The organism is Halobium salinum (assembly GCF_026586625.1).
Lineage (GTDB): Archaea > Halobacteriota > Halobacteria > Halobacteriales > Haloferacaceae > Halobium > Halobium salinum.
This window is the reverse complement of record NZ_JAODIW010000008.1, coordinates 975,422-998,485: the sequence shown is the minus strand read 5'-3', so window position 1 is coordinate 998,485 and position 23,064 is coordinate 975,422. Positions and strand designations below refer to the sequence as shown.

The 23,064-nt window shown below is 71.4% G+C and carries 22 protein-coding genes; 10 read left to right on the top strand and 12 right to left on the bottom strand.

Annotated features, from left to right (window positions below; all coding sequences use genetic code 11):
• Nucleotides 1-152 precede the first annotated feature (152 nt).
• From mobA to nasA, 4 genes are read right to left on the bottom strand one after another with little or no spacing between them, the layout of a single operon-like run.
• Nucleotides 153-767, bottom strand: coding sequence for a molybdenum cofactor guanylyltransferase (mobA, locus tag N5095_RS17255; RefSeq protein WP_267624375.1), 615 nt, complete (start codon nt 765-767; stop codon nt 153-155).
• A gap of 58 nt (nt 768-825) precedes the next feature.
• Nucleotides 826-1,038, bottom strand: coding sequence for a hypothetical protein (locus N5095_RS17250; protein WP_267624374.1), 213 nt, complete (start codon nt 1,036-1,038; stop codon nt 826-828).
• Nucleotides 1,038-2,414: an MFS transporter gene (locus tag N5095_RS17245; protein ID WP_267624373.1), complete on the bottom strand. Its 1,377-nt coding sequence runs from the start codon at nt 2,412-2,414 to the stop codon at nt 1,038-1,040. The genes N5095_RS17250 and N5095_RS17245 overlap by 1 nt, the downstream gene beginning before the upstream one ends.
• Nucleotides 2,407-4,602, bottom strand: a complete 2,196-nt coding sequence (nasA, locus tag N5095_RS17240; RefSeq protein WP_267624372.1) for an assimilatory nitrate reductase NasA — start codon at nt 4,600-4,602, stop codon at nt 2,407-2,409. Before nasA ends, N5095_RS17245 begins: the two co-directional genes overlap by 8 nt.
• Before the next feature lie 385 nt (nt 4,603-4,987).
• Between nasA and N5095_RS17235 the strand changes: the two genes are divergently transcribed.
• From N5095_RS17235 to N5095_RS17220, 4 genes are all read left to right on the top strand, one after another.
• On the top strand, nt 4,988-6,394 hold the full coding sequence (locus N5095_RS17235) for an ATP-binding protein (RefSeq protein ID WP_267624371.1): 1,407 nt from the start codon (nt 4,988-4,990) through the stop codon (nt 6,392-6,394).
• A gap of 3 nt (nt 6,395-6,397) precedes the next feature.
• The gene (locus tag N5095_RS17230) at nt 6,398-7,222 is read left to right on the top strand and encodes an MBL fold metallo-hydrolase (protein ID WP_267624370.1); all 825 of its coding nucleotides are present in this window, start codon (nt 6,398-6,400) and stop codon (nt 7,220-7,222) included.
• A gap of 181 nt (nt 7,223-7,403) precedes the next feature.
• The gene (locus N5095_RS17225; RefSeq protein ID WP_267624369.1) at nt 7,404-10,265 is read left to right on the top strand and encodes a PEP/pyruvate-binding domain-containing protein; all 2,862 of its coding nucleotides are present in this window, start codon (nt 7,404-7,406) and stop codon (nt 10,263-10,265) included.
• Nucleotides 10,266-10,358: 93 nt separating this feature from the next.
• Nucleotides 10,359-12,281: an acyl-CoA dehydrogenase family protein gene (locus N5095_RS17220; protein WP_267624368.1), complete on the top strand. Its 1,923-nt coding sequence runs from the start codon at nt 10,359-10,361 to the stop codon at nt 12,279-12,281.
• Between the two features lie 15 nt (nt 12,282-12,296).
• On the opposite strand, the gene N5095_RS17215 is transcribed toward N5095_RS17220, so the two are convergent.
• From N5095_RS17215 to N5095_RS17205, 3 genes are all read right to left on the bottom strand, one after another.
• A complete protein-coding gene (locus tag N5095_RS17215) occupies nt 12,297-12,581 on the bottom strand; it encodes a hypothetical protein (protein ID WP_267624367.1) in 285 nt (94 codons plus the stop codon).
• Between the two features lie 76 nt (nt 12,582-12,657).
• A complete protein-coding gene (locus N5095_RS17210; RefSeq protein WP_267624366.1) occupies nt 12,658-13,116 on the bottom strand; it encodes a hypothetical protein in 459 nt (152 codons plus the stop codon).
• 102 nt (nt 13,117-13,218) lie between these two features.
• On the bottom strand, nt 13,219-14,214 hold the full coding sequence (locus N5095_RS17205) for a DUF5787 family protein (protein WP_267624365.1): 996 nt from the start codon (nt 14,212-14,214) through the stop codon (nt 13,219-13,221).
• A 343-nt stretch (nt 14,215-14,557) separates the two neighbouring features.
• Between N5095_RS17205 and N5095_RS17200 the strand changes: the two genes are divergently transcribed.
• Nucleotides 14,558-15,541: a calcium/sodium antiporter gene (locus N5095_RS17200; RefSeq protein ID WP_267624502.1), complete on the top strand. Its 984-nt coding sequence runs from the start codon at nt 14,558-14,560 to the stop codon at nt 15,539-15,541.
• Between the two features lie 79 nt (nt 15,542-15,620).
• Here the strand turns inward: N5095_RS17200 and panB are convergent, their stop codons facing one another.
• The 3 genes from panB to N5095_RS17185 form a co-directional block, all read right to left on the bottom strand.
• The gene (gene panB / locus N5095_RS17195; RefSeq protein ID WP_267624364.1) at nt 15,621-16,451 is read right to left on the bottom strand and encodes a 3-methyl-2-oxobutanoate hydroxymethyltransferase; all 831 of its coding nucleotides are present in this window, start codon (nt 16,449-16,451) and stop codon (nt 15,621-15,623) included.
• A 73-nt stretch (nt 16,452-16,524) separates the two neighbouring features.
• On the bottom strand, nt 16,525-16,893 hold the full coding sequence (locus N5095_RS17190) for a DUF5518 domain-containing protein (protein ID WP_267624363.1): 369 nt from the start codon (nt 16,891-16,893) through the stop codon (nt 16,525-16,527).
• A 77-nt stretch (nt 16,894-16,970) separates the two neighbouring features.
• Entirely contained in the window at nt 16,971-17,750 is a 780-nt protein-coding gene (locus N5095_RS17185; RefSeq protein WP_267624362.1) for a DUF5806 family protein, read from the bottom strand.
• A 178-nt stretch (nt 17,751-17,928) separates the two neighbouring features.
• On the opposite strand from N5095_RS17185, the gene N5095_RS17180 reads away from it, so the two are divergent.
• From N5095_RS17180 to N5095_RS17165, 4 genes are all read left to right on the top strand, one after another.
• On the top strand, nt 17,929-18,297 hold the full coding sequence (locus N5095_RS17180; protein WP_267624361.1) for a universal stress protein: 369 nt from the start codon (nt 17,929-17,931) through the stop codon (nt 18,295-18,297).
• A 1-nt stretch (nt 18,298) separates the two neighbouring features.
• On the top strand, nt 18,299-18,874 hold the full coding sequence (locus N5095_RS17175; RefSeq protein WP_267624360.1) for a GNAT family N-acetyltransferase: 576 nt from the start codon (nt 18,299-18,301) through the stop codon (nt 18,872-18,874).
• Between the two features lie 222 nt (nt 18,875-19,096).
• Nucleotides 19,097-20,068 (top strand): sulfurtransferase, encoded by a 972-nt coding sequence (locus tag N5095_RS17170; protein ID WP_267624359.1) that lies wholly within the window; start codon nt 19,097-19,099, stop codon nt 20,066-20,068.
• Between the two features lie 104 nt (nt 20,069-20,172).
• A complete protein-coding gene (locus N5095_RS17165; RefSeq protein WP_267624358.1) occupies nt 20,173-21,063 on the top strand; it encodes a class I SAM-dependent methyltransferase in 891 nt (296 codons plus the stop codon).
• Between the two features lie 8 nt (nt 21,064-21,071).
• Here N5095_RS17165 and N5095_RS17160 read toward each other — a convergent pair whose 3' ends face one another.
• A complete protein-coding gene (locus tag N5095_RS17160; RefSeq protein WP_267624357.1) occupies nt 21,072-21,719 on the bottom strand; it encodes a hypothetical protein in 648 nt (215 codons plus the stop codon).
• A gap of 72 nt (nt 21,720-21,791) precedes the next feature.
• A complete protein-coding gene (gene npdG, locus N5095_RS17155; protein ID WP_267624356.1) occupies nt 21,792-22,460 on the bottom strand; it encodes an NADPH-dependent F420 reductase in 669 nt (222 codons plus the stop codon).
• A gap of 109 nt (nt 22,461-22,569) precedes the next feature.
• Here npdG and N5095_RS17150 point away from each other — a divergent pair, with 109 nt between their 5' ends.
• On the top strand, nt 22,570-23,061 hold the full coding sequence (locus N5095_RS17150) for a hypothetical protein (RefSeq protein WP_267624355.1): 492 nt from the start codon (nt 22,570-22,572) through the stop codon (nt 23,059-23,061).
• The last annotated feature ends 3 nt before the right edge of the window (nt 23,062-23,064 follow it).

The window sequence follows — 23,064 nt, the reverse complement described above, 5'->3', positions numbered from 1 at the left end:
GTCTCGGTGGGCGGTCGGTCGGTATGCAATGGAATCGAATCCGTATAAGGACGTAAGACGGACGAGAACTGGACGGGTTCCCGGACGGGTGTCCAACGACACAACCCGAATACGAAACTTCGTACCCGGGGGCGGAGCGGGGACCGACCGGTTCAGCGGCGCTCCGTCGCCGCGCGCAGGTCGGCCCGCGTGTTCACGTTCGCGAACGCGTCGGGGGTGACGAACGCGCCGACGACGCGCTCGGGGACGGCCACCGGGTCGAGACTGTCGAGGAACTCCCGCATCGACCGCGGGTGACGGGTGAACGCCTCCCGACACGCGTCGAGGCCCGCGCGGACGTGGACGACGGCGGGGAACGGCTGGAGCACTTCGTCGACGCGCGGTGCCGCGCCGGTCCGGTGGCGAGCGTGCTCGAAGAGGGCCGAGAGAAGCGACGCGGGGACGTGCGGCATGTCGCAGGCGACGAGCGCGGCGTACTTTCCCCGCGCGGCCCGGAGGCCGGACCTGACCCCGGCGAGCGGGCCGCGGTCGTGGATGCGGTCCTCGGCGAACCGCACCTCGAACCCCGACAGCGCCGCCTCGAGGGCGTCGCGCTGAGCGCCTCGACAGTTGACGACGACCTCGTCTACGGCCGGCGCGAGGTCGTCGACGACGTGCCGAATCAGCGGGGTGCCCTCGAGCCGGGCGAGCGCCTTGTCGGCGCCGGCGAACCGCGACGAGCGCCCGCCGGCGACGACGACCCCCGTCCGACCCGTGTCGGCGTTCACCGCCCGCTCCGCGCCGTCGCCCCGGTCGGGCGCCCTGCTCCCGTCCCCGGCACCGTCATCAGACCAGCACCCCCGCGGAGCCGGTCAGCGCGGTGTACAGCGAGAACACCGTCACGACCACCGCGAGGAGCATCTCCCCGTAGAGGACGCGACGGCCCCACCGGTACCAGGGGTCGTGGTCGACGGGTTCCGCGTCCTCGACGGGTTCCGCGTCCGAGCCGTCGTCGGCGTCGCTCCGGGAGTCGTCCCCGGGGTCGACGTGGCCACCCATCAGTCGTCACCCCCCGTCCCGGAGTCGGTGGCTGCTCCGGTCCCGGCTCCCGCGGCGCCCCCGGCGGCCCCGGCACCGAGCCACCGCTCCCGGCTCCCGAGTCCGGGCGTCGCCCCGGCCGCGCCGTCGGCGCGGGCCATCGCCCACACGAAGAAGGCGATACAGGGGACGAAGACGACGCCGGCGACGAGCGCATAGCCCAGGTGGACGCCGGCTGGGAGGCCGAACAGGATGGGGTAGAGGATGCCGCCCGTCGTCGAGATGCCGCCGACGAAGCCGGCGGCGGTGCCGGGCCGGTCCGGGAACAGGAGGGGGACGAGCGCGAACACCCCACCGGTGCCGAAGCTCACCGCGACGCCGAAGCCCGCGAGGACGACCACCGAGACGGGGAGGAGGCCGGCGACGCCCGCCGCCGACAGCGCCACGAGGAGGGTGCCCACGAGCAACAGCGACGTGAGCACCCAGTGGACCCGCGGCGAGTAGTCCTGTCCCGACGCGAGAAACGGGTACGGCGTCCACCCCTTGCGCTGCCAGAGGTCGGACATGTACCCCGAGAAGGGGCGCCAGAGCGAGGCGTTGAACGACTGGACGGCCGCGAACGTCCCCGCCGCGGTCTGGATGGCCACGGCGTCGGTGAACCCCAATCCGCGGAGTTCGGCGGCGAACCCTTCGGCGTAGTAGCCGGGGAGCCACGCGTTCATGGCGATTTCGAGCCCGAACGTCAGTCCGTAGGCGAGCATCAGCGCGACCGCCGTGTAGCGCGTCCAGACGTACAGCGTGTCCCGCAGCGACGTGTTCGACTTCGCCGTCGCGGCCTGCTCGGCGCTCTTCGCGGGCTGGCCGCGCCACTTGTAGACGGCGGCGATGACCAGCGCGACGATTCCGAGGTGGAGGAACGCGGCCGAGAAGTCCGTCCCGTAGAGGCGGGGGAGCACCAGCGCGCCGACGCCGGCGCCGGCGTTGCCCGTGCCGGCGTAGAGGCCCTCCGCCGTGCCTATCTCGTGTTCGTCGAACCACTGGGCGACGTGCTGGATGCCGACGACGAAGCCGACGCCGGCGCTCGCGACGACCAGCCGCTCCAGAAACAGCACCTCGTAGCTCGTCGCGAACGACGAGGCGATGCTGACGACCCCGGAGTACGCGAGGATTATCGCGAACGTGTTGTGCGCGCCGAGCTTGTCGGCGGCCCAGCCGGCGGCCACGCGTCCGGGGGGCGCCAACCAGATGGCCGAACTGGCGAGGAGGGCGAGTTCCCCGGTCGACAGCGAGAACGCGTCGCCGATGCTCGGGCTGAACGCCGCGGTCGCGAACCACATGAGGAACGCCCAGAAGAACGCGACCGTCGCGAGGACGAGCTGTTCGACCTTGTTAGTCATCGGCCGGCACCTCCCGGTCCTCGCCGAGGTCCCGACCCGCCGACTCCTCCCCCTCGGGACGCTCCAGCCGCACCGCACACTGCTTGAGGTTCGGCTCGGCCGACAGCGGGTCGGTCGCGGGGTGGGTCAGCCGGTTGGTCGTCGGATGGTGGATGGGGAGCCACAGCAGTCCCGGCGGCACCGACTCGTCGAGGTCGAGGACGGCGTCGACCGACCCACGGCGGGAGGCGACGACCGTCCGCGGCCCCGCCGACTCCAGTCGCGTCCGCTCGGCGAGCGCGGCGAACGTCTCGGGGTTGATTCGCGCCCGAACCGGCCCCGGGGTGCCCTCCCGCGAGCGGACGCCGGTGTTGTACCCGTCCCGCTCCCGGCCCGTCGTGAGGGTGAGCGGGTAGTCGGCGCCGGTCGGCTCGGGGAGCGACTCGGCGTCGACGTCGGCGACGCCCCCGGAGAAGTGCGCCTTCCCGCTCGGGGTCGGAAACGACCACCCCGCCACGGGACCGTCGGCGGCCTCGCCCAGTTCCGACTCGTCCCCGTCACTCGCTCCGTCTCCGCCCTCCCGCTCGCAGTACCGGTAGCCGCCGCTCGTCTCGGCGTCCGGGGCGGGCCAGCGCACCGCGAGTTCGCGGTCGAGGCGGTCGTAGTCGATGCCGGAACAGTCGGCGTCGGTGCCGGCGGTGAGCTCCCGGAACTCGTCGAAGACGGCCTCGGGGTCGAGTTCGGCGTGCGGGAAGACGCCCGGCGCGACTCGCGAGCCGACCGCGGCGACGACGTCGAGGTCCGAGCGCACGCCCGCCGGCGTGTCGATCGCGGGCCGGACCCGCGAGACGGTGCGCTCCATGTTCATCGCGGTGCCCGAAGACTCACCCCACGTCGCCGCCGGGAGCACCACGTCGGCGTAGTCGACGGTCTCGGTGTGGAAGGCGTCCTGCGCGATTACGAAGGCGTCGTCGAGGATTTCCCTGACACGGCCGGCGTCGGGCATCCCCGCCGCCGGGTTGGTGGCGACCGTCCAGAGTACCGACGGGCGGGCCTCGAAGACGCCGACGGGGCCGGGACCGGGGTCGTCGGGGAGCCGCGAGACGGGGACGTCCCACACGTCGGCGACGAACCGGCGTTCCTCGGGGTCGTCGAAGTCGCGGTGGCCCGGCCACGACCCCTTCGACGAACAGACGCGGGTGCCCATCGAGTTCGCCTGCCCCGTCAGCGAGAACGGGCCGCTCCCCGGGCCGAGGTTGCCGGAGGCGAGACAGCAGTCGATGAGCGCTCGCGCCGTGGCGGTGCCCCGGATGCTCTGGTTGACGCCCATCCCCCAGTAGACGAGCGTCGGCGCCTCGAACGCCCCGGCGAGCGCCTCGACGGTCTCGACGCCGACGCCCGCCCGGGTCGCGGCGTCCTCGACGGCCGGCAGCGACGCGGCGAGGTCGCCGAACCCCTCCGTGTGCGCCTCGACGAACGCCTCGTCGACGCGCCCGGTGTCGACCAACTGGGCCAACACGGCGCGGGCCAGCGCGAGGTCGCCGCCCGGGTCGGGGGCGACGTGCAGGTCCGCCACTTCGGCCGTCTCGCTCTCGACGGGGTCGACGACGAGGAGCGTCGAGTTCGGGTCCTCGGCCGAGTCCGCTATCCACCGGAACATGACGGGGTGGGCCACGGCCGGGTTGGCCCCCCAGACGACGTGTGACCGAGCGTCGGGGATGTCGTCGTACGTCGGCGGCGGCGCGTCGCTCCCGAACGCGTCGTAGTACGCCCGCACCGCGCTCGCCATGCAGAGCGTCGTGTTCGCGTCGTAGTTGCGGGTGCCGACGCCGCCCCTCGCGAGCTTTCCGAGCGCGTAGGCGGCCTCGTTGGTCTGCTGGCCGCTTCCCAGAACCGCGACCTCGTCGGGGTCGACGGCGACGGCCTCCCCGATCGCGTCGGCGGCGCGGTCGAGCGCGTCGGACCACGTCGCCCGGACGAGGTCGCCGTCGCCATCGGGTCCGACCTTCCGGACGAGCGGCCGCGTGAGCCACTCGCCGGCGGGGTCGACGCTCTCGCGGATGCCCCGGCCGCAGGCGAGTCCCCGGTTGACCGGGTGGGCGGCGTCGCCCCGGACCGTGTCGAGGCCGTAGCCGCGGTCGGCACCCCGGTGGACGTGCCCACAGCCGACCGCACAGCGCATGCAGGTCGTCGACACCGGGTCCGTCACGTCGGCGCCTCCGCGCTGCCCGTGCGTGTCGGCTCGGTATATCCATGCTCGTCCACGATTCCTTCCGAGTCCTGTTCGAATCGGGTCCGGGTCACGAGTAGGGCGAACAGAACGAACGCGTATAACGCTAATCGTTGAAATTACACGATTATCGGTTCGTTCGGCAGACGAACGTCCGATGTTCAATCTTGTTTAAGGAGTCAATGTCCGTTCTCTCGGAGTTTTCGCCCCTACTTCGTGACGCACGTCCAGCCAGTTTCGGGCGTTCGGAACTGCGTAGTCGAGTCGCGTCGTCGGGACCCGCCGCCGCCGCGACCGTCCTCGGCCCCGGCGAGACTCGGCCGCTTCGACGGTCTTAAGGTGCCGAGTCGGCAAGTTCTCCGGGATGAGTGACCCGGCTCTCGACGTCGTCGAGTTCCTCCTGACTGCGCACCTCTACACGGAGAACCGGGACCTCGACGGCGACGACCTGCCGCCGCGGTTCCGCGAGACGTTCTTCAAAGATGGAGAGATCGAACGGCCCCTGACCGTCACCGAGGAGACCGCTCGGAAAGCGACCAGCGTCCAGCGCCCGTGGGAGGCCGTCTCCGACCTCCTGTTCACCCAGCGCGCGGAGTTCTCGGGGAAGCTCTCGCTGACCCAACCCGACATGGCGCTCGACTGGTTTCTCGAACGCGCCGACGAGGAGCGACTCCTCACGAACCCGACGGTCGCCGACGCCGCCGAGGGCCGCGACGGCGTGACCGTCACCCGCGAGGACGCCCGCGACAACGTCCGGCCCATCAGCGCCGACCGCGTCTGGATAGACTCCCTGCTGGAGGAGTACTTCGGTAACGACGACGACGAGGACGGGGAGGGCGACACCGAGATGCTCGACCTCGTCCACGTCCGCGCGCCCGAGGAGATAGAGATGACCCTCGACGACCTCGTCCTCACCACGGACCAGGAGGGCGAGATTCAGAAGATCGTCACCGCCATCGAGAACCGCGACTATCTCGCCTCCATCGGGCTGCGCGAAATCGGCAAACTCCTGTTCGTCGGCCCGCCGGGGACGGGGAAGACGACCGTCTCGCGCGCGCTCGCCCACGAACTCGGCCTCCCGTTCGTCGAGGTCAAGCTCTCGATGATTACGAGCCAGTACCTCGGCGAGACGGCGAAGAACGTCGAGAAGACCTTCGAGGTCGCCAAACGGCTCTCGCCCTGCATCCTCTTCATCGACGAGTTCGACTCGGTGGCGAAGACCCGCCGCTCCGACGAGCACGCCGCGCTCAAGCGCGCCGTCAACACCCTGCTCAAGAGCATCGACGACATCTCGCTCGTCCGCGACGAGGTGCTCCTCATCGGGGCGACGAACCACCCCGACCAGCTCGACGCCGCCGCGTGGCGCCGCTTCGACGAAATCGTCAACTTCCCCAAGCCCGACAGGGGGATGCGCTCCGACATCCTCCGCGTGGTGACCCGCGAGATGGACATCGCCGACTTCGACCCGGACGCCGTCGCCGACTTGACGGAGGGTCTCACCGGGAGCGACCTCCGGATGGTGCTCCGGGAGGCCGTCCTCTCGGCGCTCACCGAGGGGCGGCGCACCCTGACACAGGAGGACGTGCTCGACGCCGTCGAGGACTTCGAGGAGCGCGACAACCTCAAGAATATGGACATGATCGACGGCGACCACGAGTCGCTCGTCGCCGGCGGGGGCGACTCGAGTTCGAGCGAGGACGACGACGGGGACGACCACGACCACAGTCACGACCACGACCACGCCGACCACGACCACGCGAGTCACGACTGACCGATGCGGGTCACCCTCCTCGGCACCGGCGACACGACCGGGACGCCGACCGTCGGCTGTGACTGCGACACCTGCCGCGAGGCCCGCGAGCGCGACGTCGAGCGCTCGCGCTTCTCGGTGCACGTCGAGAACGAGCGGACGGGCGAGTCACTGCTGGTCGACGCCAGCCCGGACTTCCGCCACCAGTTTCTCACGCAGGACGTGCCGCTCCCGACCGAGGTCGTCATCACCCACATCCACTTCGACCACATCGACGGGCTCGGTAACGCCTACCGCGTGTTCGACGACCTGCCCGTCCACGCCGCGGACGCCGTCGACCCCAACACCGAGGAGAGCGTTGCCGACACCGTCCGCCGGAAGTACGACTACCTCGACCGCGTGACCGTCCACGACGTGACGCCGTTCGAGCCGGTCCGAATCTGTGGTTTCGACGTGACGCTCGTCCCGGTCGACCACCCGCCGCTCGACTGCTACGGGCTCGCCGTCGAGGACCCGGAGACCGGCGCCAAACTGTCGCTGTCGGGCGACACCAGCTTCGCCATCCCGGAGGACTCCCGGGCGGTCCTCGCCGACCCGGACCTCCTGCTCGCCGACGGCATCGTCCCCGCCTCCCTCTGTGAGTACCACCCCGCGGGCGGCGACCACCACGACGCGGAGGGCGTCCCGCGCACCTTCGGTACCAAACACATGACCCGCGAGGGGGCCATCGCGCTGGGTGAGGAGCTCGGAGCCGACGAGACGCGGGTGGTCCACACCGCACACTTCTACCCCGTCGAGGAGGCGTTCGAGGAGCCGCTCGCGGTGGATGGCGAAGAGTACGTGTTGTGACGGCCGGACGCCGCCGAGGGAGCCGGCGGAGTCGCTGACCGGTCTCGCTTGGTCGGGGGCACCGGACGGCGCGCCGGCGAGATAGCGTACCAACGAGACGCCTCACCGGCGAGACGGCGCACCTCGGCGCACCCCGGCGCACCGCGTTCGTTTAGCTCCCCCGACGCGTAGCTCTAGCATCATGACTTCCGACCAGCAGTTCGCCCTCACCCTCGACGACGCCGACGCGACCGACCTCGCGCTCACCGGCGGGAAGGGGTCGGCGCTCGCCCGCCTCGTCGGCGCCGGCCTCCCGGTCCCGGGTGGGGTCGTCGTGACGACCGCGGCGACGAGCGCGCTGTTCGACGTCGCGGGCGACGACTTCGAGGCGGCGCTCGACCGGCTGGACGCCGTCGACCCGGCCGACACGACGGCCCTCGCCGACGCGGCCGAGACGGTCCGCGCAGTGATTCGGGCCGCCGACCTCCCCCCGGCGACCGTCCGCACGGTCGACGAAGCCCTCGCCGGACTCGCCGCCGACACCGACGACGCGGACACAACGTTCGCCGTCCGCTCCTCTGCGACCGCCGAGGACCTCCCCGAGGCCTCCTTCGCCGGCCAGCACGAGACGTACCTCCACGTCCCCCGCGACGCCGTCGTCGGCCGCGTCCGCGACTGTGCCGCCAGCCTGTTCACCGACCGCGCCGTCGCGTACCGTGCTCGGAACGGGGTTTCCAACCGCGACGTGGCGATGGCGGTCGTCGTCCAGCCGACCGTCGACGCCGACGCCGCGGGCGTGCTGTTCACCGCCGACCCGGTGACGGGCAACCGCCGCGTCGCGACCGTCGACGCCACCTTCGGGCTGGGCGAGGCGCTCGTCGCCGGCGAGACCACTCCCGACAGCGCCCGCGTCGACCGCGACTCGGGTGCCGTCCTCGACTACGAGGTGGGCGAGAAAGCCGTCGTGACGCGCGCCCGTTCGACGGCGGCCGACGCCGCCGCGCCCGCCGGAACCGGCGGCACCGAGACGGTCCCCCTCTCTTCGGACCGCCGGGGCGAACGCGTCCTCTCGGACCAGCAACTGCGGACGCTCGTCGACCTCGGCGAACGCGCGGAGGCGCTGTTCGACACCCCGCAGGACGTGGAATGGGCGCTCGTCGACGGCACGTTCCTGCTCCTCCAGTCCCGCCCCGTCGCCTCGCTCTTTCCCGTCCCGACGCCCGAACCGACCGACGACCGACTCCACGTCTACGTCAGCGTCGGTCACATGCAGGCGTTCCCCGAGGCGATGCCGCCGCTCGTCCGCGACGTGTGGCTACGGTACGTCGAGGCGGAGGCGCCCGCATTCGGCATGGAGTCGTTCTGGACGACCCCGGCCGTGGAGGCCGGCGAGCGGGTGTACTTCGACCTGACGCCCGTGCTCCGGCTGAAGACGGCCCGCGAGGACCTCCCGGACTCCTTCGCCAACATCAACGAGCCGGCCGCCGAGGGACTGCGCGACCTGCTCGCCCGCCGCGGCGACGAGTTCGCCGCCCGGCCGACGCTCGCGACCGTCCCGGCGCTGGCTCGGATGGGGTGGACGGTCGGGTCGCTCTCGGCCGCCGTGGTGCCTCGGACGCTCGCCAGCGTCGCTCGGACGCTCGTCTCGCCGCCGGACCCGGCCGACGTCGAGGCGTGGTTCGTGACGTACGGCCGTCTGGAGGCCGACCGCGTCCGCGGAATGGAGACGCCGGAAGCACGCGCCCGGGCGGCCTTCGCGTCGCTCGACATCCCGGAAATTCTGACCGAACTGTACCCGCGAATCGCGCCGCTGTTCGTCGCCTTCGCCCTCGGCGGCTGGCTGAAACGTCGGTTCCCCGACGAAGCGGAGGACGTGAACGCCGTGGGCCGAGGGTTCCCCGAGGAGCTGGTCACGCGCATCAACCTCGGACTGGGCGACCTCGCCGACGTGGCCCGCGACCACCCCGCCGTCGCCGACGCGCTCCGGTCGAGGGCGACGCTCGACGACCTCGAATCGACCGACGGCGGCGACGCGTTCCTCGCCGCGCTGGACGCCTACCTCGACGAGTTCGGTCACCGCGCGACCGGCGAGATAGACGTGAGCCGACCGCGCTGGTGCGAGGACCCGTCGGGCCTGCTCGGGGCGGTTCGTGCGAACCTCGCCGGGAACGAGTCGGGCGCACACCGTGACCGACTCCACCGGCTCGAGCGACAGGCCGAGGCGGCCGCTCGGCGGCTCGAATCCCGGGCCGACATCGGGCCGCTCGGCCCGCTTCGCCGCCGGGTCGTCCGGCACGTCGTTCGCATCTACCGGGGAACGGTGCTCGTCCGCGAGTATCCGAAACAGGGGGTGGCGCACCTCTTCGCCGCGTGGCACGACGTCCTCGCCGACGCCGGCGAGTCGCTGGCGCGGGCGGGCCGCCTCGACGACCCCGACGACGTGTGGTTCCTCCGGCGCGAGGAACTGCTCGCGGCACTCGACGGCGACGCGGACGGGGGGAGCGACGACGGCGACGCCGCCGAACTCCGGCCTCGAATCGAGGCCCGCCGTCGGACGTTCGAGCGGTTCCGGACGGTCGACGCCCCGCCGCTCCTGACGAGCGAGGGGGAGGCTCCGCGTCCGCCGGTCGACTCCGACCTGCCCGCGGGGACGCTCGTCGGCACCGGCGTCTCCGTCGGCGTCGTCGAGGGGGTCGCGCGAGTCGTCCGCGACCCCCGCGTCGCCACGGTCCAGCCGGGAGAGGTGCTCGTCGCCCCCTCCACCGACCCGGGGTGGACACCCCTCTTCCTGAACGCGGCGGCGCTGGTCAGCGAGGTCGGCGGCCCGGTGAGCCATGGCGCCCTCGTCGCCCGCGAGTACGGCCTCCCGGCGGTCGTCTCGGTGCGGGGGGCGACCCACTCGATTCGGACCGGCCAGCGCGTCCGGGTCGACGGGGCGCGCGGGACCGTCGAGGTTCTGGACGACGGCGTCGCCGGCGACGGCCGGTCGGCGGCGCCGGGACGGGATTCGGACTCCGACGAGCGTGCGGACCCCGACCGCGACGCGGAGACCACGCCCGCCTGACCGACGCCGCCCGACCGCCGCGAACAAACTCGACACAACGGGCGCGGCCGGAGGACCACCGACGGATATGTGCGTCGGGCGTCATCACCCCACATGACCACGACCGACCCCGGCTCCGGTGACGACGCGGATGCCGCCGACACCGCTTCCGACGCCGACACCGATTCCGACGGCGATACCCCCGCCCACGCCGATACGGACACCACCACCCTCACCCGGCCCTTCGACTTCTCCCGGTTCGAGGAGGGCCGGGGGACGAGCTACTGGGCGCTCGACCCGGCGCTCCGTGCCGAAGTCGGCCGGTCGATTCCCGCGGCGGCGGTCGACCGCTCGACGGAACGACTCGGCTCGCTCGGGGCCGCCGTCGCGACCACCGTCGCCGACAACGCCGACACGCTCGACCGCCATCCCCCCGACCTCCGTACGTACGACAAGCACGGGCGCGTCGCCAACCGCGTCGACTACCATCCGGCGCAGGCCGAGAACGAGCGCGTCGTCGTCGACCACGGCGTCGTCCGGGACGCCTTCGAGGCGCCAGACGGTCGGGACGAGCCGCTCCCGTTCACCCACTCGCTCGCCGCCTGCTACCTGCTGAACTACGCCGACACGGGGCTAACCTGCCCGGTCGCGATGACCCTCGGCGTCGGTCTCGTCCTCTCCGAGTTCGACGACGGCTCGCTCGACCGGTTCTACGACGGCGTCGTCGCGCGCGACCACGACGACTGGCTCCAGGGAGCGATGTTTCTCACCGAGAAGGCCGGCGGGAGCGACGTGGGGGCGACGGAGACGGTCGCCGAGCCGGCCGACTCGGCCGCAGAGCGCGGCGAACCGGGGAGCGCGTGGCGGCTCACCGGCGAGAAGTGGTTCTGCTCGAACCTCGACGCCGGCGCCGCGCTGGCGCTGGCCCGCCGCCCCGACGGCGGCGACGGGACGTCCGGACTCGGGCTCTTTCTCGTCCCCCGCGAGACCCGCGACGGGGCGCCGAACGACTTCCTCTACAGACGGCTGAAGGATAAACTCGGGACGCGCTCGGTCCCGACGGGGGAAATCGAACTCCGCGGGGCCGAGGCGTACCTCGTCGGCGACCCGGAGGCCGGCTTCCGGCAGATGGCGTCGATGGTCAACCTGGAGCGACTGGCGAACGCGATGGGGTCGATGGGACTGGTCGGGCGCGCCCTGTTGGAGGCGACCGTCCACGCCGGCAATCGCGACGCGTTCGGGGAGTCGCTCGACGCCCACCCGCTGATGCGCCGCGACCTCGTCGAGATGACGGTCGAACACGAGGCCGGACTGGCCGCGACGTTCGAGGCCGCCCGGCAGTTCGACGCGGTGCAGGGTCGAGGGCGGATGAAGGAAGCTGACGACGACGGCGGCGCCGACCCCTACCCGCTGATGCGCCTGCTCGTCCCGGTCGTCAAGTACCGCACCGCTCGACTCGCCGTCGACACCGCCTCCTACGCGATGGAGGTGCTCGGCGGCAACGGGTACGTCGACGAGTTCGTGACGAACCGCCTGCTCCGGGACGCGCAGGTGCTCCCCATCTGGGAGGGCGCCTCGAACGTGCTCGCGCTCGACGTGCTCCGGGTGCTCGCCCGCGAAGGGGCGGCCGGCCCCCTCCTCGAGCGCGTCCGGAGCCGACTCGCGGCGGTCGACTCCCCGCACCTCGCCGACGACGTGGCGGCCGTCGAGGCCGCCGTCGACGACCTCGAAGCGACGTTCGCGCGGCTCGCGACGGTCGACCCGGACGCCGCCCAGTACCGAGGGAAGGCGGTCGCCGACCGAATCTACGACGTCGTCGCCGCCGCGTGTCTGCTCGACCGCGCGAGCGACGAACTGGAGGGGCGGGACGACGGTGGCGACGGCGACGCTCGGACCGCGCTCGTCGCCGCCGCGTTCGTCGACGACCGGTTCCGGTCCGCGGCCCTCGCCGACTTCGACGAGCGCGTCGGGGAGCGTTTCGACGCCGTCGTCCGTCACGCGCCGGTCGACCCCGAGCGGTTGGCGGCGTTGCGGTAGGAGGGCCGCGGGCCGTCACCGGCGGTACTGCCGGACACCCAGCGCCGCGAAGCCGAGGACGAGCGCGCCCAGAACGACGAGGGCCGAGAGCACCGGATACTCGCCCTCGTGTGACATCTGCCCGGCGGTCGTGCCGTCGTCGCCTCCGGTCACGTCGGTGTCGACCCCCGTCTCCGAACCGCCGGCCGTCGTCCCCGTCACGGTCCCGTCTCCGGCGCTGACGGCGCTACCGACGCCCATCGGCGTGGCCGCCGTGAGGAGGAGCAAGGCGACGCCGACGGCGGCGACCCGTTCGTGCACGACTCACCCCTGCGGAGTGGGCGGCTTATCTTTTCCGCCGGCGGGCGTCGCCCCCTCGCACCGAGACCGTGGGTCGCTACCGCTTCGAGAGCCGTCCGACCAGCACGGGCGCGACGAGCAGGAACAGCGGAACGAGCACCCAGATTCGTCCCGCCGTCACGTCGTACAGTTCCAGAAGCGACGCCCAGGAGTCGCCGGCGACGAAGTGGCCGAACAGGAGTTCGAAGGCGACCGTCAGACCGGCCCAGAGGGCGCCGACCAGCCACCGCTCTGCGCGCGTGTGCATCGGGACCCGGCCGAAGTAGACGTAGACGAGGGCGCCGAGCGCGACGAGCAGGGTCAGTGTGCTCACCACGTGCGCCGGGTAGTCGCCGGCGACGGGGGTGACGAACAGCTCTCGGAGCGTGGCGTTCAGTAGTGCCACGACGACCATGCCGACCCACGCGGCGATTGCGTAGGCGAGGAGTCGGGGTCGGACGGCTCCCGTCGAGCGTTCGGTGTCGATACGTCCGCCGGTTTCGGTGAACTCGGTCACACTGATTCCTCCGGAGACGAGTACGGCGCGTCGGAACCCACCCCTGTCGACGGTTCCCGACGGGCGAGAACCGGTCGCGAGTCGCTCCGAACGCCTGTCGTCTCAGAGAAACCGGTCCAGTCCCGACTGTCGTCGGGCCACGCCACCCGGGTCGCGCACCCACGGCGACCGCGTCGCACGGAGCGCGTCGAGGTCGACCGCGGGCGGGTCGGCGGCGTCGAACCCCGGACAGTCGGCGCCGCAGTCGCTCGCGGGGTCGACGACCCGGCCGTAGTGCGCACAGCGCGGTCGGCCGTCGGCGGTCGGGGCGGCGGCGGCACACGGCGGGAGGTCGTACGTCCGCCACCCCTTGCCGTAGGACCGCTCGGCGATTCGCCGGCGCTTGCGGGCCTTCTCGGCGCCGGAGACGAACGCAACGTCCGTCCGGAGCGAGCGCCGGGCGGTCGCCTCGACGCCGAGGGCCGTCGGGTCGAGCGGCGTCGGTTCGCGGACGACTTCGAGGTCGCCGGTGTCGGCACCGTCGCCGCCGGCGCCGCTTCCCCCCGAGTCCGGCCGGAAGCGCCAGACGCCGACCGCTTCGGGGATGCGGTTCAGGTGCGCGCGGGTGACGTAGCTCTCGGTTGCGAGGACGACCTCGTCGAACAACCCGAGGCTGGCGTCGGTCTGTAACTGGCGCTCGAGGTCGCCGGGCGTGCCGAGGTCGGGCTTGTTCTCCACCGCGACGAGGCGGTCGAACCACCCCTCGGGGTAGCGCACCGCCTGCCGAATCTGCTCGCTCCCGCCGCGGTGACGGCGCTCGAAGAAGCCGGCGGCGACGGCGTCGTCGACGACCGCCGTCGTGTACTCGCCGTAGCTCTCGAAGGCGTCGCGGGGCCGGACCCACTCGCCGACGCCGACGGCGCTCTCGACGGCGAGCGGGGGGACGGTCGCGTCGGTGATGCGCGTCCGCTCTCCGAAGTTCGGTCCGGGCTCGACGAGGCAGACGTCGACGACGCGGGAGCCGGGGGCCGCGACGGCCGCGCCGAGTTGGCGAGCGACGACCGCGTCGGCCGTCGCTTCGAGGTGGGCACACAGCGCCAACTCGAACGCGAACTCCATACCGCGTCTGGGCGGTGCGGGGGCAAAAGTGGCGCGGCGGCGGACGAGACCGCCCCGGTGGCCCGTCGTCGCCGCCGGGGCCGCGGAGCCTCCGGCGCCGGTGTCGCGCCCGTGTACCCCGGACGTCGTCACCGCGTCCCATCCACTACCTCCCGCCGTCAACCGGGTCGTTTTTGCCCGTCGAGTCGGTGCCGTCCCGCCGAATATCGCGGCTGATATCTCGACGCGTACGTTCATTACGGCCTTCCGAGACTACCGGCACATGCAGGGAACGCTGGGTACGTCCGCCGCGGCACTCGCCGTGGGCGGTGTCCCCCTCTCGGAACTCGTCCTCCTCTTCGAGATGGGGTATCTCACGAAGCTGCTGCTCGGAATCGTCCTTCTCTACGCCGGCGCCGAGGCGCTCGTCTGGGGCGCGAAGAACCTCTCGGTGCAGGCCGGGGTTCCGGCGGCCGTCGCCGGCGTGACGATAATCGCGTTCGCGACGACGGCGCCGGAGCTGTTCGTCGGCGTCATCTCCAGTACGGACTACCGGGCGAAACTCGGCCTCGGGGCCATCGTCGGCTCGAACATCGCGAACATCGGGCTGGTGCTCGGCATCACGGCGCTCATTCGGCCGTTGGAGGTCGACGGCTCCGTGTTCCGCCGGGACGTGCCGGCGATGGTGCTCGCCGCGGTGGCGCTCGTCGCCCTCGGCTGGGACTGGACCTACGGCGCCTTCGACGGCGCGGTGCTGCTGGCAGGTCTAGTCGTCTTCACGGTCGTCCTCGTGCGCTCGGTCCGCGGCGACCGCGCCGACGCGGCGGACGCCGAGACGGCCACCGAACCGGTCTCGGAGCCGGTCGCGACCGACGGCGGGGTCGTCGCCGAACGTCGGGTCGAGCCGGCACTCTACGTCGGCGCGGTCGTGCTCGCGCTCGCGCTCCTGCTGGTCGGCTCGCGGCAGCTCATCAACGGCGGCTCCGGGACGATGGCGTACCTCGGGATGGGCGACCGCCTCATCGGGCTGGTCGTCCTCGCGTTCGGGACGTCGCTCCCCGAACTCGCGGCCTCGGTGGTCGGCGCGGTCCGCGGCGAGACGGACTTCAGCGTCGGCAACGTCGTCGGCTCGAACGTGTACAACATCCTCGCGGTGATGGGCGTCGTCGCCCTGATGGGCACCGTCTTCGTCCCCTTCGAGATTCACGAGACGGACTTCCTCGCACTACTTGCCTTCACCGCCGCCGCGGTCGGCGTGATGGCGTACAAGCGCCGCGTCTCGCGGTTCGACGGTCTGTTGCTGGTCGGCGGCTACCTCGTCTACGCCCGCTGGTTCCTCCTGGGCTGAGCGGGCCTGTCGGTCGCTCGGCTCTCGTTGTCTCTCGTCGAACCGGTATCCGACAGAACCCCGGCGGTACGGGGGCCGCCTACTCCTCGTCGACCGGGTCGAACGTGTTCTCGACCGCCGGGAACTCGCCCTTCCGGACCTCGTCTGCGTACGCCGATATCGCCTCCGAGACGACCGAATCGAGGTCGGCGTACTCCTTCGACAGCCGGTAGTCGCTCCCGCCGAAGCCGAGCACGTCGTTGACGACGAGCACCTGTCCGTTGACGTAGCGGCCGGCGCCGATGCCGATGACGGGGATGTCGACGGCCTCGGCGATGCGCTTCGCGGCGCCCTCGGCGGTCAGTTCGAGGATGAGCGAGAACGCGCCCGCGGCTTCGAGTCGCTGTGCGGTCTCGACGAGCTCCTCGGCGGTCGCGGACTCCTCCCTGTCTCTCCCCTGCACGAAGTTGCCGCCCTCGGCCTTCTCGCGCTGGGAGTTCAGGCCGATGTGGCCCTGCACGGGGATGCCGAGTTCGACCAGCCGGTCGACGAGCTCGACCGTCACCTCGCCGCCGGGCGGCGTCTCCAGCTTCACGGCGTCCGCGCCGGCCTCCTTCACCAGTCGGCCGGCGCTCTCGACGCCCTGCTCCAGCGTCGCGCCGTAGGACATGAACGGCAGGTCGGCGACGAGGAAGGTGTCATCCATCGAGCGCGCCACGGCGGCGGTGTGGATGGCTATCTCGTCGAGGGAGACGTCCATCCACGAGTCGTACCCCAACTGTGTGTTGCCGATGGAGTCGCCGACGAGGGCGATGTCGATGTCGGCCTCGTCGACGAGTCGCGCGGTGGGGGCGTCGTAGGTCGTCAGCATCGTTATCGGCTCGCCCGCCCGCTTCTTGCGGGCGAACTCGCGCACCGAACGTCCGGGCATACGGCAACACTTGCGCCGGGGGGTGAGAAAGCCACCGGAGTCGGGGCGGGGAGAGGGAGACGGCGCCGCTCTCTCAGGCCCGCTTCAGCCAGCCGCCGACCGCGCCGGCGAGGGCGCTGTCGATGGCGAACAGCAACGTGATGACGACGCCGACCACGACGATACCGCCGCCGACGAGGCCGCCGAGGGGCCCGCCCGCGGCGAGGCCGAGCGCCCCGCCGAACACGGCCAGGACGAGGGTGATGACCACGCCCGTGATGGAGCCGGCGACGAGGCCGTGCCACGCCCCACGACCGAGCCCACCGCCGGCGAGGTAGCCCGCGGCGAACCCGCCGACGAGGCCCGCGCCGACCTGTCCGAGGAGCGGTACCGTGAGGCCGATGGCGCCGACGACGAGGAGGACGACGAACCCGACGGCGACGGCGCCCCAGTCTGTGCTCATGAGGGGTGGCTACGCCGTCACGACGAAAAACACGTTCGGCCCGGTGACCCGGGGTTCACCGGAGGCGGGTCGCTCGTCTACTCCTCCGGTTCGTGAACGTGTCCGCACTCGGGACACTCCACCTCGCCGCCGCGCAGTTTCGCGCTCTCTTGGCGCACCTCGCGCATCACCGTGGAGATGCGTTCTTCGGCGGCGAGTTCGTCCTCGACGGCGAGGTCGACGCCCTCCACTTCGAGCAGGAACTTCGCGATTTCGGACACCTCGTACATCATCTCGTCGAGTTCCTCGGCCGTGAAGAAGCCGGACATCGCGCCGTAGAGGAACGTCGCGCCCGACTTCTGGACCTTCTCCTCGAAGGCGGCGCGGGCCTGATTGACCGCCTGCGGCGTGTAGGTGTCTGTCATGAACGGCACGAGTTCGGGGAGGTTCTCGCCGATTTTCGTCATCTCGACGCCGGTCTCGGTTCGGAAGTCCGCACAGAGGCGGGCGATGGCCCACTCGCGGGCCGTGACGTAGGTGCGCTCGCGAAGGAACTCGTTGACGCGGTCGTACTGGGCGCCGTCCATCTTCGTGAAGCGCTCGTACTTGCGCACGTCCTCGGGCACGTCCGGCATCGGCTCCTCCGTCGTGGCGTCGGCGGTGTCGGCACCGGTCCCGCCGCCGGCGTCCGCGACGTCGGCGTCTCCGCCAGCGTCGGCGTCGGCGTTGGCGTGCTCTCCCGTCGGCGACCCGTTCGCCGCCTCCGTCGCGTTCTCCCGGTTCGCGTCGACTCCGCGCTCGTCCTTCGATTCCCCCTCGCTCGCTCGGTCGTCTCCCGTCGGCTCCGACACTTCGGAGGCCGCGGACTCGTCGGTCATGTCCCGCCCTTCCCTGTCGGGGTCTAAAAGGGTTGTCGTGGTGGTCTCAGGCCCCGCCCGGGGGTTCGAGCTTCAGTGTCGAGAGGGCGGACAGGGGGCGCCGGGGCCGTCCCCGCGTGGGCCGCCCCCGTCTTCCCCCGAGCCAACTATTTTCTCCCCCGCCACCGACGTGACGCGCATGAAGGTACTGCTGGGCATCGGCGGGAGCGAGGACTCCATCCGGGCGCTCTCGCAGACGGTCGAACGCGCGAAGGCCGCCGGCGACGACCTCACCGTCGGCGTCGTCGACAACCCGGACTCCGAACTGCGGTACGAGGAGATAGAGGCCCGCGTCCACGAGGTGCTCTCGGAGGCCGACCTCGACGCCGAGGTGCGCCACCTCGAGGGGGACCCGGGGAGTCGCATCGTCGACGTGGCCGAGGACGAGGGGTTCGACCAGATCGTTCTCGGCGGCGGCGAGACCAGCCCGATGGGGAAGATAAACATCGGTGGCATCGCCGAGTTCGTCCTGCTCAACTCCCACGTCACGGTCAAACTGGTGCGGTAACATGGCGGGCGAACGCATCTACCCCGACGAGGTCGCCGGCCCCTTCCCCCGACCGCCGGTCTCCTTCGAGGACCGCGAGGGACGCACCATCGAGGTCCGTGCGTACGACACTCGGGACCGGGACGAGACGGGCGACGGCGGCACCGACCGAAGCGCCGAGGAGTTCGAGGCGCTCGTGGCGATGTACGACGACTTCGACCCCTCCGACCGCGCACAGGGAATCCCGCCCGGCCGGGAGTCGCGCATCCGCGACTGGCTCGACACCATCCTCGGCGAGGACTGTCTCAACGTCGTCGCGTGGGACGGCGAGGGGGTCGCCGGCCACGCCGTGCTCGTTCCCGACGAGGACGCCTACGAACTCGCCATCTTCGTCTACCAGCCCTACCAGCGCGCCGGTATCGGCACGAACCTCATCGAGACTCTGCTCGGATACGGCCAGGAGAACGGCGTCGAGAAGGTGTGGCTCACCGTCGAGCGCTGGAACCGCCCCGCCGTCGGCCTCTACGAGAAGGTCGGCTTCGAGACCAGCAACAGCGAGAGCTTCGAACTGGAGATGTCGCTTCGACTGACGGAGTGAGTTTTCGGTAGGGTCGGTCGTGTTGCCGGTGACGCGTTCCCGACGACGACCCTCGGAAGCCCCCGGCCCCTTCCGGAGCCCCACCCGTGGCGATTGGTCGGGTCGTCGCGGGCGGCCCCGCGGCTCTTCCTCGTCGTCGGCGGGGCCGTTCTCGCCCCGGAACTCGAACCCGACATATACAACCCGTGGACGTACCCGCGTCCCGCCCCCAGACTCGACCCCATGAGCGACGCCGAGCACGCCGACCCCGAAATCGACGAGAAGTACCAGACGGCCGAAGACGTCCTCGTCTCCCCCGACTGGCTCCGCGAGCGCCTCGACGCGTTCGAGTCCGACGACCCCGACTACCGGCTCGTCGAGGCCGACATCGCGTACGAGGAGTCGTACGCCGAGCGCCACGTTCCGGGCGCCGTCGGCTTCCGCTGGGGCACCCACCTGCAGGACTCCGTCGAGCGCGACATCCTGAAGCGAGCCGAGTTCGAGCAGGTGCTCGGCGAGGCCGGCATCACCGAGGACACCACGGTCGTCCTCTACGGCGACGAGTCGAACCAGTGGGCGGCGTACACCTACTGGCAGTTCAGATACTACGGCCACGACGACGTGCGCCTGCTCGACGGCGGCCGGGCCTACTGGGTCGAGCACGACTACCCGACGACCGACGAGGTGCCCGAGTACACGACCCGCGAGTACGAGTCGTCGGGACCGAACGAGGAGCTCCGTGCCTACCTCGACCGCGTCGAGGACGTGGCGGCGGTGGAGGGCGAGTCCTCCGCCGAGGGTCGCGCGGAACTCGGCGACGACCCCGAGATTCCGATGGTCGACGTGCGCTCCGCGGAGGAGTACCGCGGCGAAATCGTCGCCCCGGAGGGGTCGAAGGAGACCGCTCGTCGTGCCGGGCACATCCCCGGTGCGACCAACGTCACCTGGAAGGAGAACCTCGACGGCGACGGCCGGTTCAAGGGTGGCGACGACCTGCGCTCGGTGTACGCCGAGCACGGTATCCACGGCGACGACGAGGTGATTACCTACTGTCGCATCGGCGAGCGTTCCTCCATCACCTGGTTCGTACTGCACGAACTGCTGGGCTGGGACGTGACGAACTACGACGGCTCGTGGACCGAGTGGGGTAATCTGGTCCGCCAGCCGGTCGCCGTCGAGGTCGACGAACCCGCGTCGGCGGACACGAAGGAGTAGCCGAGCAGTAGCCGACTGGCGACCGGGCGCCACCGTCGCGGAGTCGTGGTAACGGAACCCACACGATGGAACCGCTTTTGTCCCGCCGCCGTCAGCGACCCACCATGACCGACGAGGACGCCGAGAGCCCCAACACCTGGTCGTGGGGGACGCTCGGCGCCGAGGCGTTCTACGACGACCTCGGCCGCGGCGAGTGGGAGCGACTCGACCGCGATGCGTATCACCGCCTGGAGTGGGACGGGACCGTCGAGTACCTCGACGAGCACCTCCCCGACTCGGGTCGCGTCCTCGACGCCGGCGGCGCGGCCGGCCGGTACTCGGTGTGGCTCGCCGAGCGCGGCTACGACGTGACGCTCGTCGACGTGAGCGAACAGCAACTGCAAATCGCCCGCGAGAAGGTCGAGGAGCGCGACCTCGCAGACGCCGTCACGGTCGAACGCGGCGACGTCCGCGACCTCGACTTCGAGGCCAACCGTTTCGACGCGACGCTCTGTCTCGGCGGCCCCCTCTCACACGTCCTCGACGCCGACGAACGGGAGACGGCGGCCACCGAACTGGCCCGGGTCACCCGGACCGGTTCGCCCGTCTTCGTCTCCGTGATGGGTCGGCTCGCGATGGTGCAGGCGATGGTACAGGCCGTCGGCGGCGACTCGGACGCCGACGCGGCGGCCGTCGTCCTGCCCGAGTTCGCCCGGACCGGCGACTACGACCGCGAGTTGCTCTCGCGTCACGGTCTCGACCCCGGCTGTTTCGCCGCCCACTTCTTCCGCGTGGGGGAGTTGGAACGGTTGCTGGAATCGGGCGGGCTGACGGTCGAGACGGTCGCGGGACTGGAGGGGGTCGCCTCGGCCCGCCGAGTCGCCGATACCGACCTCGAAGACGCGGACTCGGCGGCGCGGGAGGCAGTCGAGGAGACGACCGACCTGCTCCGCGAGGACCGGACGGTCGCGGACCTCTCGACGCATCTGTTGGCGGTGGCACGGGTGCGGGACTGAGCGCACTCTCACCGAGTCGTCGCGCGACCGCCCGCTTCGACTCGCAGCGTGAACCCCCAGTCGAACGTCCGCCCGTCCTCCGGGTCGCCGACGGCGTATCGCGTCTCGAAGCGGTATCGACCCGTCGGAACGCAGCCGACGGTGGTCGGGTCGTCGGCGACGAGCAACTCCTCCGTCGTCGACTCGTCCGGTTCCAGCTGCACCGGCCCGACGCCCTCTGTCGTCCACGCCAGTTCGTCGGCCGACTTCCCGCTCGTTCCGACACAGTCGGGCCCGGAGTCGGGGTCGGGGCCGTCCGGCGCACGAGTCGAGTAGAGCAGGAGACCGCCCTCGGAACTCGCGCCCTTGTAGTACGCCGGCGGAAACCGGTCGTCGGCGTCGCCGGCGTTCGTCACGGTCGTTTCGAGACGGGCGGTCTGCTCTGTGGTGGCGTGAGGTTGGACGACCCTGACGTCGAGGGCGACCGGGACTTCGTTCGGTACGTCGTCGACGGCGACGACGGAGACCGCCCGTCGGAAGTCGTCGGTGTCCGAGGGGTCGTCCGCCTCCGTCGTCGTGCTATCCGGAGACGAACCGTCGAGACTGGAGAGACAGCCCGCGGTGAACGGAAGGAGTGTTCCGGTCGTCAGCCCGGAGAGCAGGCGGCGTCGGTTCACACTCGTCATCCGACGGGTGGCTGTAAAACCCTCGCGTAACGTCAAACCGCGCTTTGACCCTCGCTGTCCATCTCAGCGGAACTGGATTCCCAGGTCGTGCATCCCCTCGTTGTTCATCGCGACGTTCACGAGCAGGGGCGTGACGCTCTCCACTTCGGGTGCGTTGGCGATGCCGCCGGCGTCGAGCGCGCGCAGGCCCTCGATTTCCTCGGCGAGCATCCGGACGATGTCCTTCGCGTCGGGGTCGTCGCCGACGAGCAGGGTGTCGATGCCGAGGTCGGCGGTGAGGTCCGCGAGTCGGCCCGCGGCGAGGTTGTGGAACGCGCCGACGACCGGGACGCCCTCGGGGGCGGCGTCGGCGGCGAGTTTCGTCACGCTGCCGGCGCTCGGGCGGTGGTAGTGCATCCCGTCCTCGTCGCGTTTCATCCCCGTCGCGGGGGAGACGAGCACGTCCGTGTCCGCGAGCTCGTCTTCGATGCTCTCGACTGTGTCGGCGACGTGGTACGGCGGCACCGCGAGCACGACCACGTCGGCGCGGTCGGCCGCCATCGCGTTGGCGAACCCCTTCACCTTCGCCTCGACGCCGCGGCTGTCGAGTTCGGTCTCGTACTCCTCGGCCTTCGTCCGGGCGCGCTCGGGGTCCCGCGAGCCGACGAGCACCTCGTGGTCGGTGTGGAACGCCCACCGGAGCGCCAGTCCCTCGCCGATGTCGCCGGTCCCGCCGAGTAACGCGATTCGCATACCTCGGGGTGAGAACGGTTGGCAGGTAAAGCCATCGTATGTCGGCATCGGCGGCCGCCGACGCGGCTTCGCCGGTCGGCTTTTGTCGGCTCGACACGACGACCCTCGCGTGTCCCCCGAGGCCGAACCCGACACCTACGACGTACTCCTCCGCACCGACCCCGACGAGCGGGCTCGTCCCGGCCGTCTGTTTCTCGACGACCGCGAGTTCGTCGTCGCACCCTCGCGACACGGGCTCTCGACGCGTCTCGCGGCCGACGCGCTCGGGGGCCTCCTCCTCGGTCTCCCGGAGGAACTCGGGCTGTACGACCCACACGCCGTCTCCCGCACCGAGGCGACCCACCACCCCGACGCGGTTCGGGTGCGGTACGCCGACCTCGACGGCCTCGCGCCGTTCGCCCGCCCGACCGGGTTCGCACTCCACCTCCGGGTCGCCGGTCGCGACGGCCGCCTCCGGCTCGCCTTCCGGTCGAACGACGAGCGGGCGGAGACCGTAGCGCTCGCGCGGGCGCTCCGGGACCGGGCGCGCGAAGCCGGCGCGGAGCCGGACGTCTTCGACCCGGGCGGACGGACGCGACTCCTCTCTCTCGGCGGGTCGTGACGG

What these genes read in the sequence shown, in the direction of transcription:
- N5095_RS17250 (WP_267624374.1), bottom strand. Translation starts at nt 1,038, where the DNA reads ATGGGTGGCCACGTCGACCCCGGGGACGACTCCCGGAGCGACGCCGAC.
- N5095_RS17245 (WP_267624373.1), bottom strand. Translation starts at nt 2,414, where the DNA reads ATGACTAACAAGGTCGAACAGCTCGTCCTCGCGACGGTCGCGTTCTTC.
- N5095_RS17235 (WP_267624371.1), top strand. Translation starts at nt 4,988, where the DNA reads ATGAGTGACCCGGCTCTCGACGTCGTCGAGTTCCTCCTGACTGCGCAC.
- N5095_RS17230 (WP_267624370.1), top strand. Translation starts at nt 6,398, where the DNA reads ATGCGGGTCACCCTCCTCGGCACCGGCGACACGACCGGGACGCCGACC.
- N5095_RS17225 (WP_267624369.1), top strand. Translation starts at nt 7,404, where the DNA reads ATGACTTCCGACCAGCAGTTCGCCCTCACCCTCGACGACGCCGACGCG.
- N5095_RS17220 (WP_267624368.1), top strand. Translation starts at nt 10,359, where the DNA reads ATGACCACGACCGACCCCGGCTCCGGTGACGACGCGGATGCCGCCGAC.
- N5095_RS17205 (WP_267624365.1), bottom strand. Translation starts at nt 14,214, where the DNA reads ATGGAGTTCGCGTTCGAGTTGGCGCTGTGTGCCCACCTCGAAGCGACG.
- N5095_RS17200 (WP_267624502.1), top strand. Translation starts at nt 14,558, where the DNA reads ATGGGGTATCTCACGAAGCTGCTGCTCGGAATCGTCCTTCTCTACGCC.
- panB (WP_267624364.1), bottom strand. Translation starts at nt 16,451, where the DNA reads ATGCCCGGACGTTCGGTGCGCGAGTTCGCCCGCAAGAAGCGGGCGGGC.
- N5095_RS17190 (WP_267624363.1), bottom strand. Translation starts at nt 16,893, where the DNA reads ATGAGCACAGACTGGGGCGCCGTCGCCGTCGGGTTCGTCGTCCTCCTC.
- N5095_RS17185 (WP_267624362.1), bottom strand. Translation starts at nt 17,750, where the DNA reads ATGACCGACGAGTCCGCGGCCTCCGAAGTGTCGGAGCCGACGGGAGAC.
- N5095_RS17180 (WP_267624361.1), top strand. Translation starts at nt 17,929, where the DNA reads ATGAAGGTACTGCTGGGCATCGGCGGGAGCGAGGACTCCATCCGGGCG.
- N5095_RS17175 (WP_267624360.1), top strand. Translation starts at nt 18,299, where the DNA reads ATGGCGGGCGAACGCATCTACCCCGACGAGGTCGCCGGCCCCTTCCCC.
- N5095_RS17170 (WP_267624359.1), top strand. Translation starts at nt 19,097, where the DNA reads ATGAGCGACGCCGAGCACGCCGACCCCGAAATCGACGAGAAGTACCAG.
- N5095_RS17165 (WP_267624358.1), top strand. Translation starts at nt 20,173, where the DNA reads ATGACCGACGAGGACGCCGAGAGCCCCAACACCTGGTCGTGGGGGACG.
- npdG (WP_267624356.1), bottom strand. Translation starts at nt 22,460, where the DNA reads ATGCGAATCGCGTTACTCGGCGGGACCGGCGACATCGGCGAGGGACTG.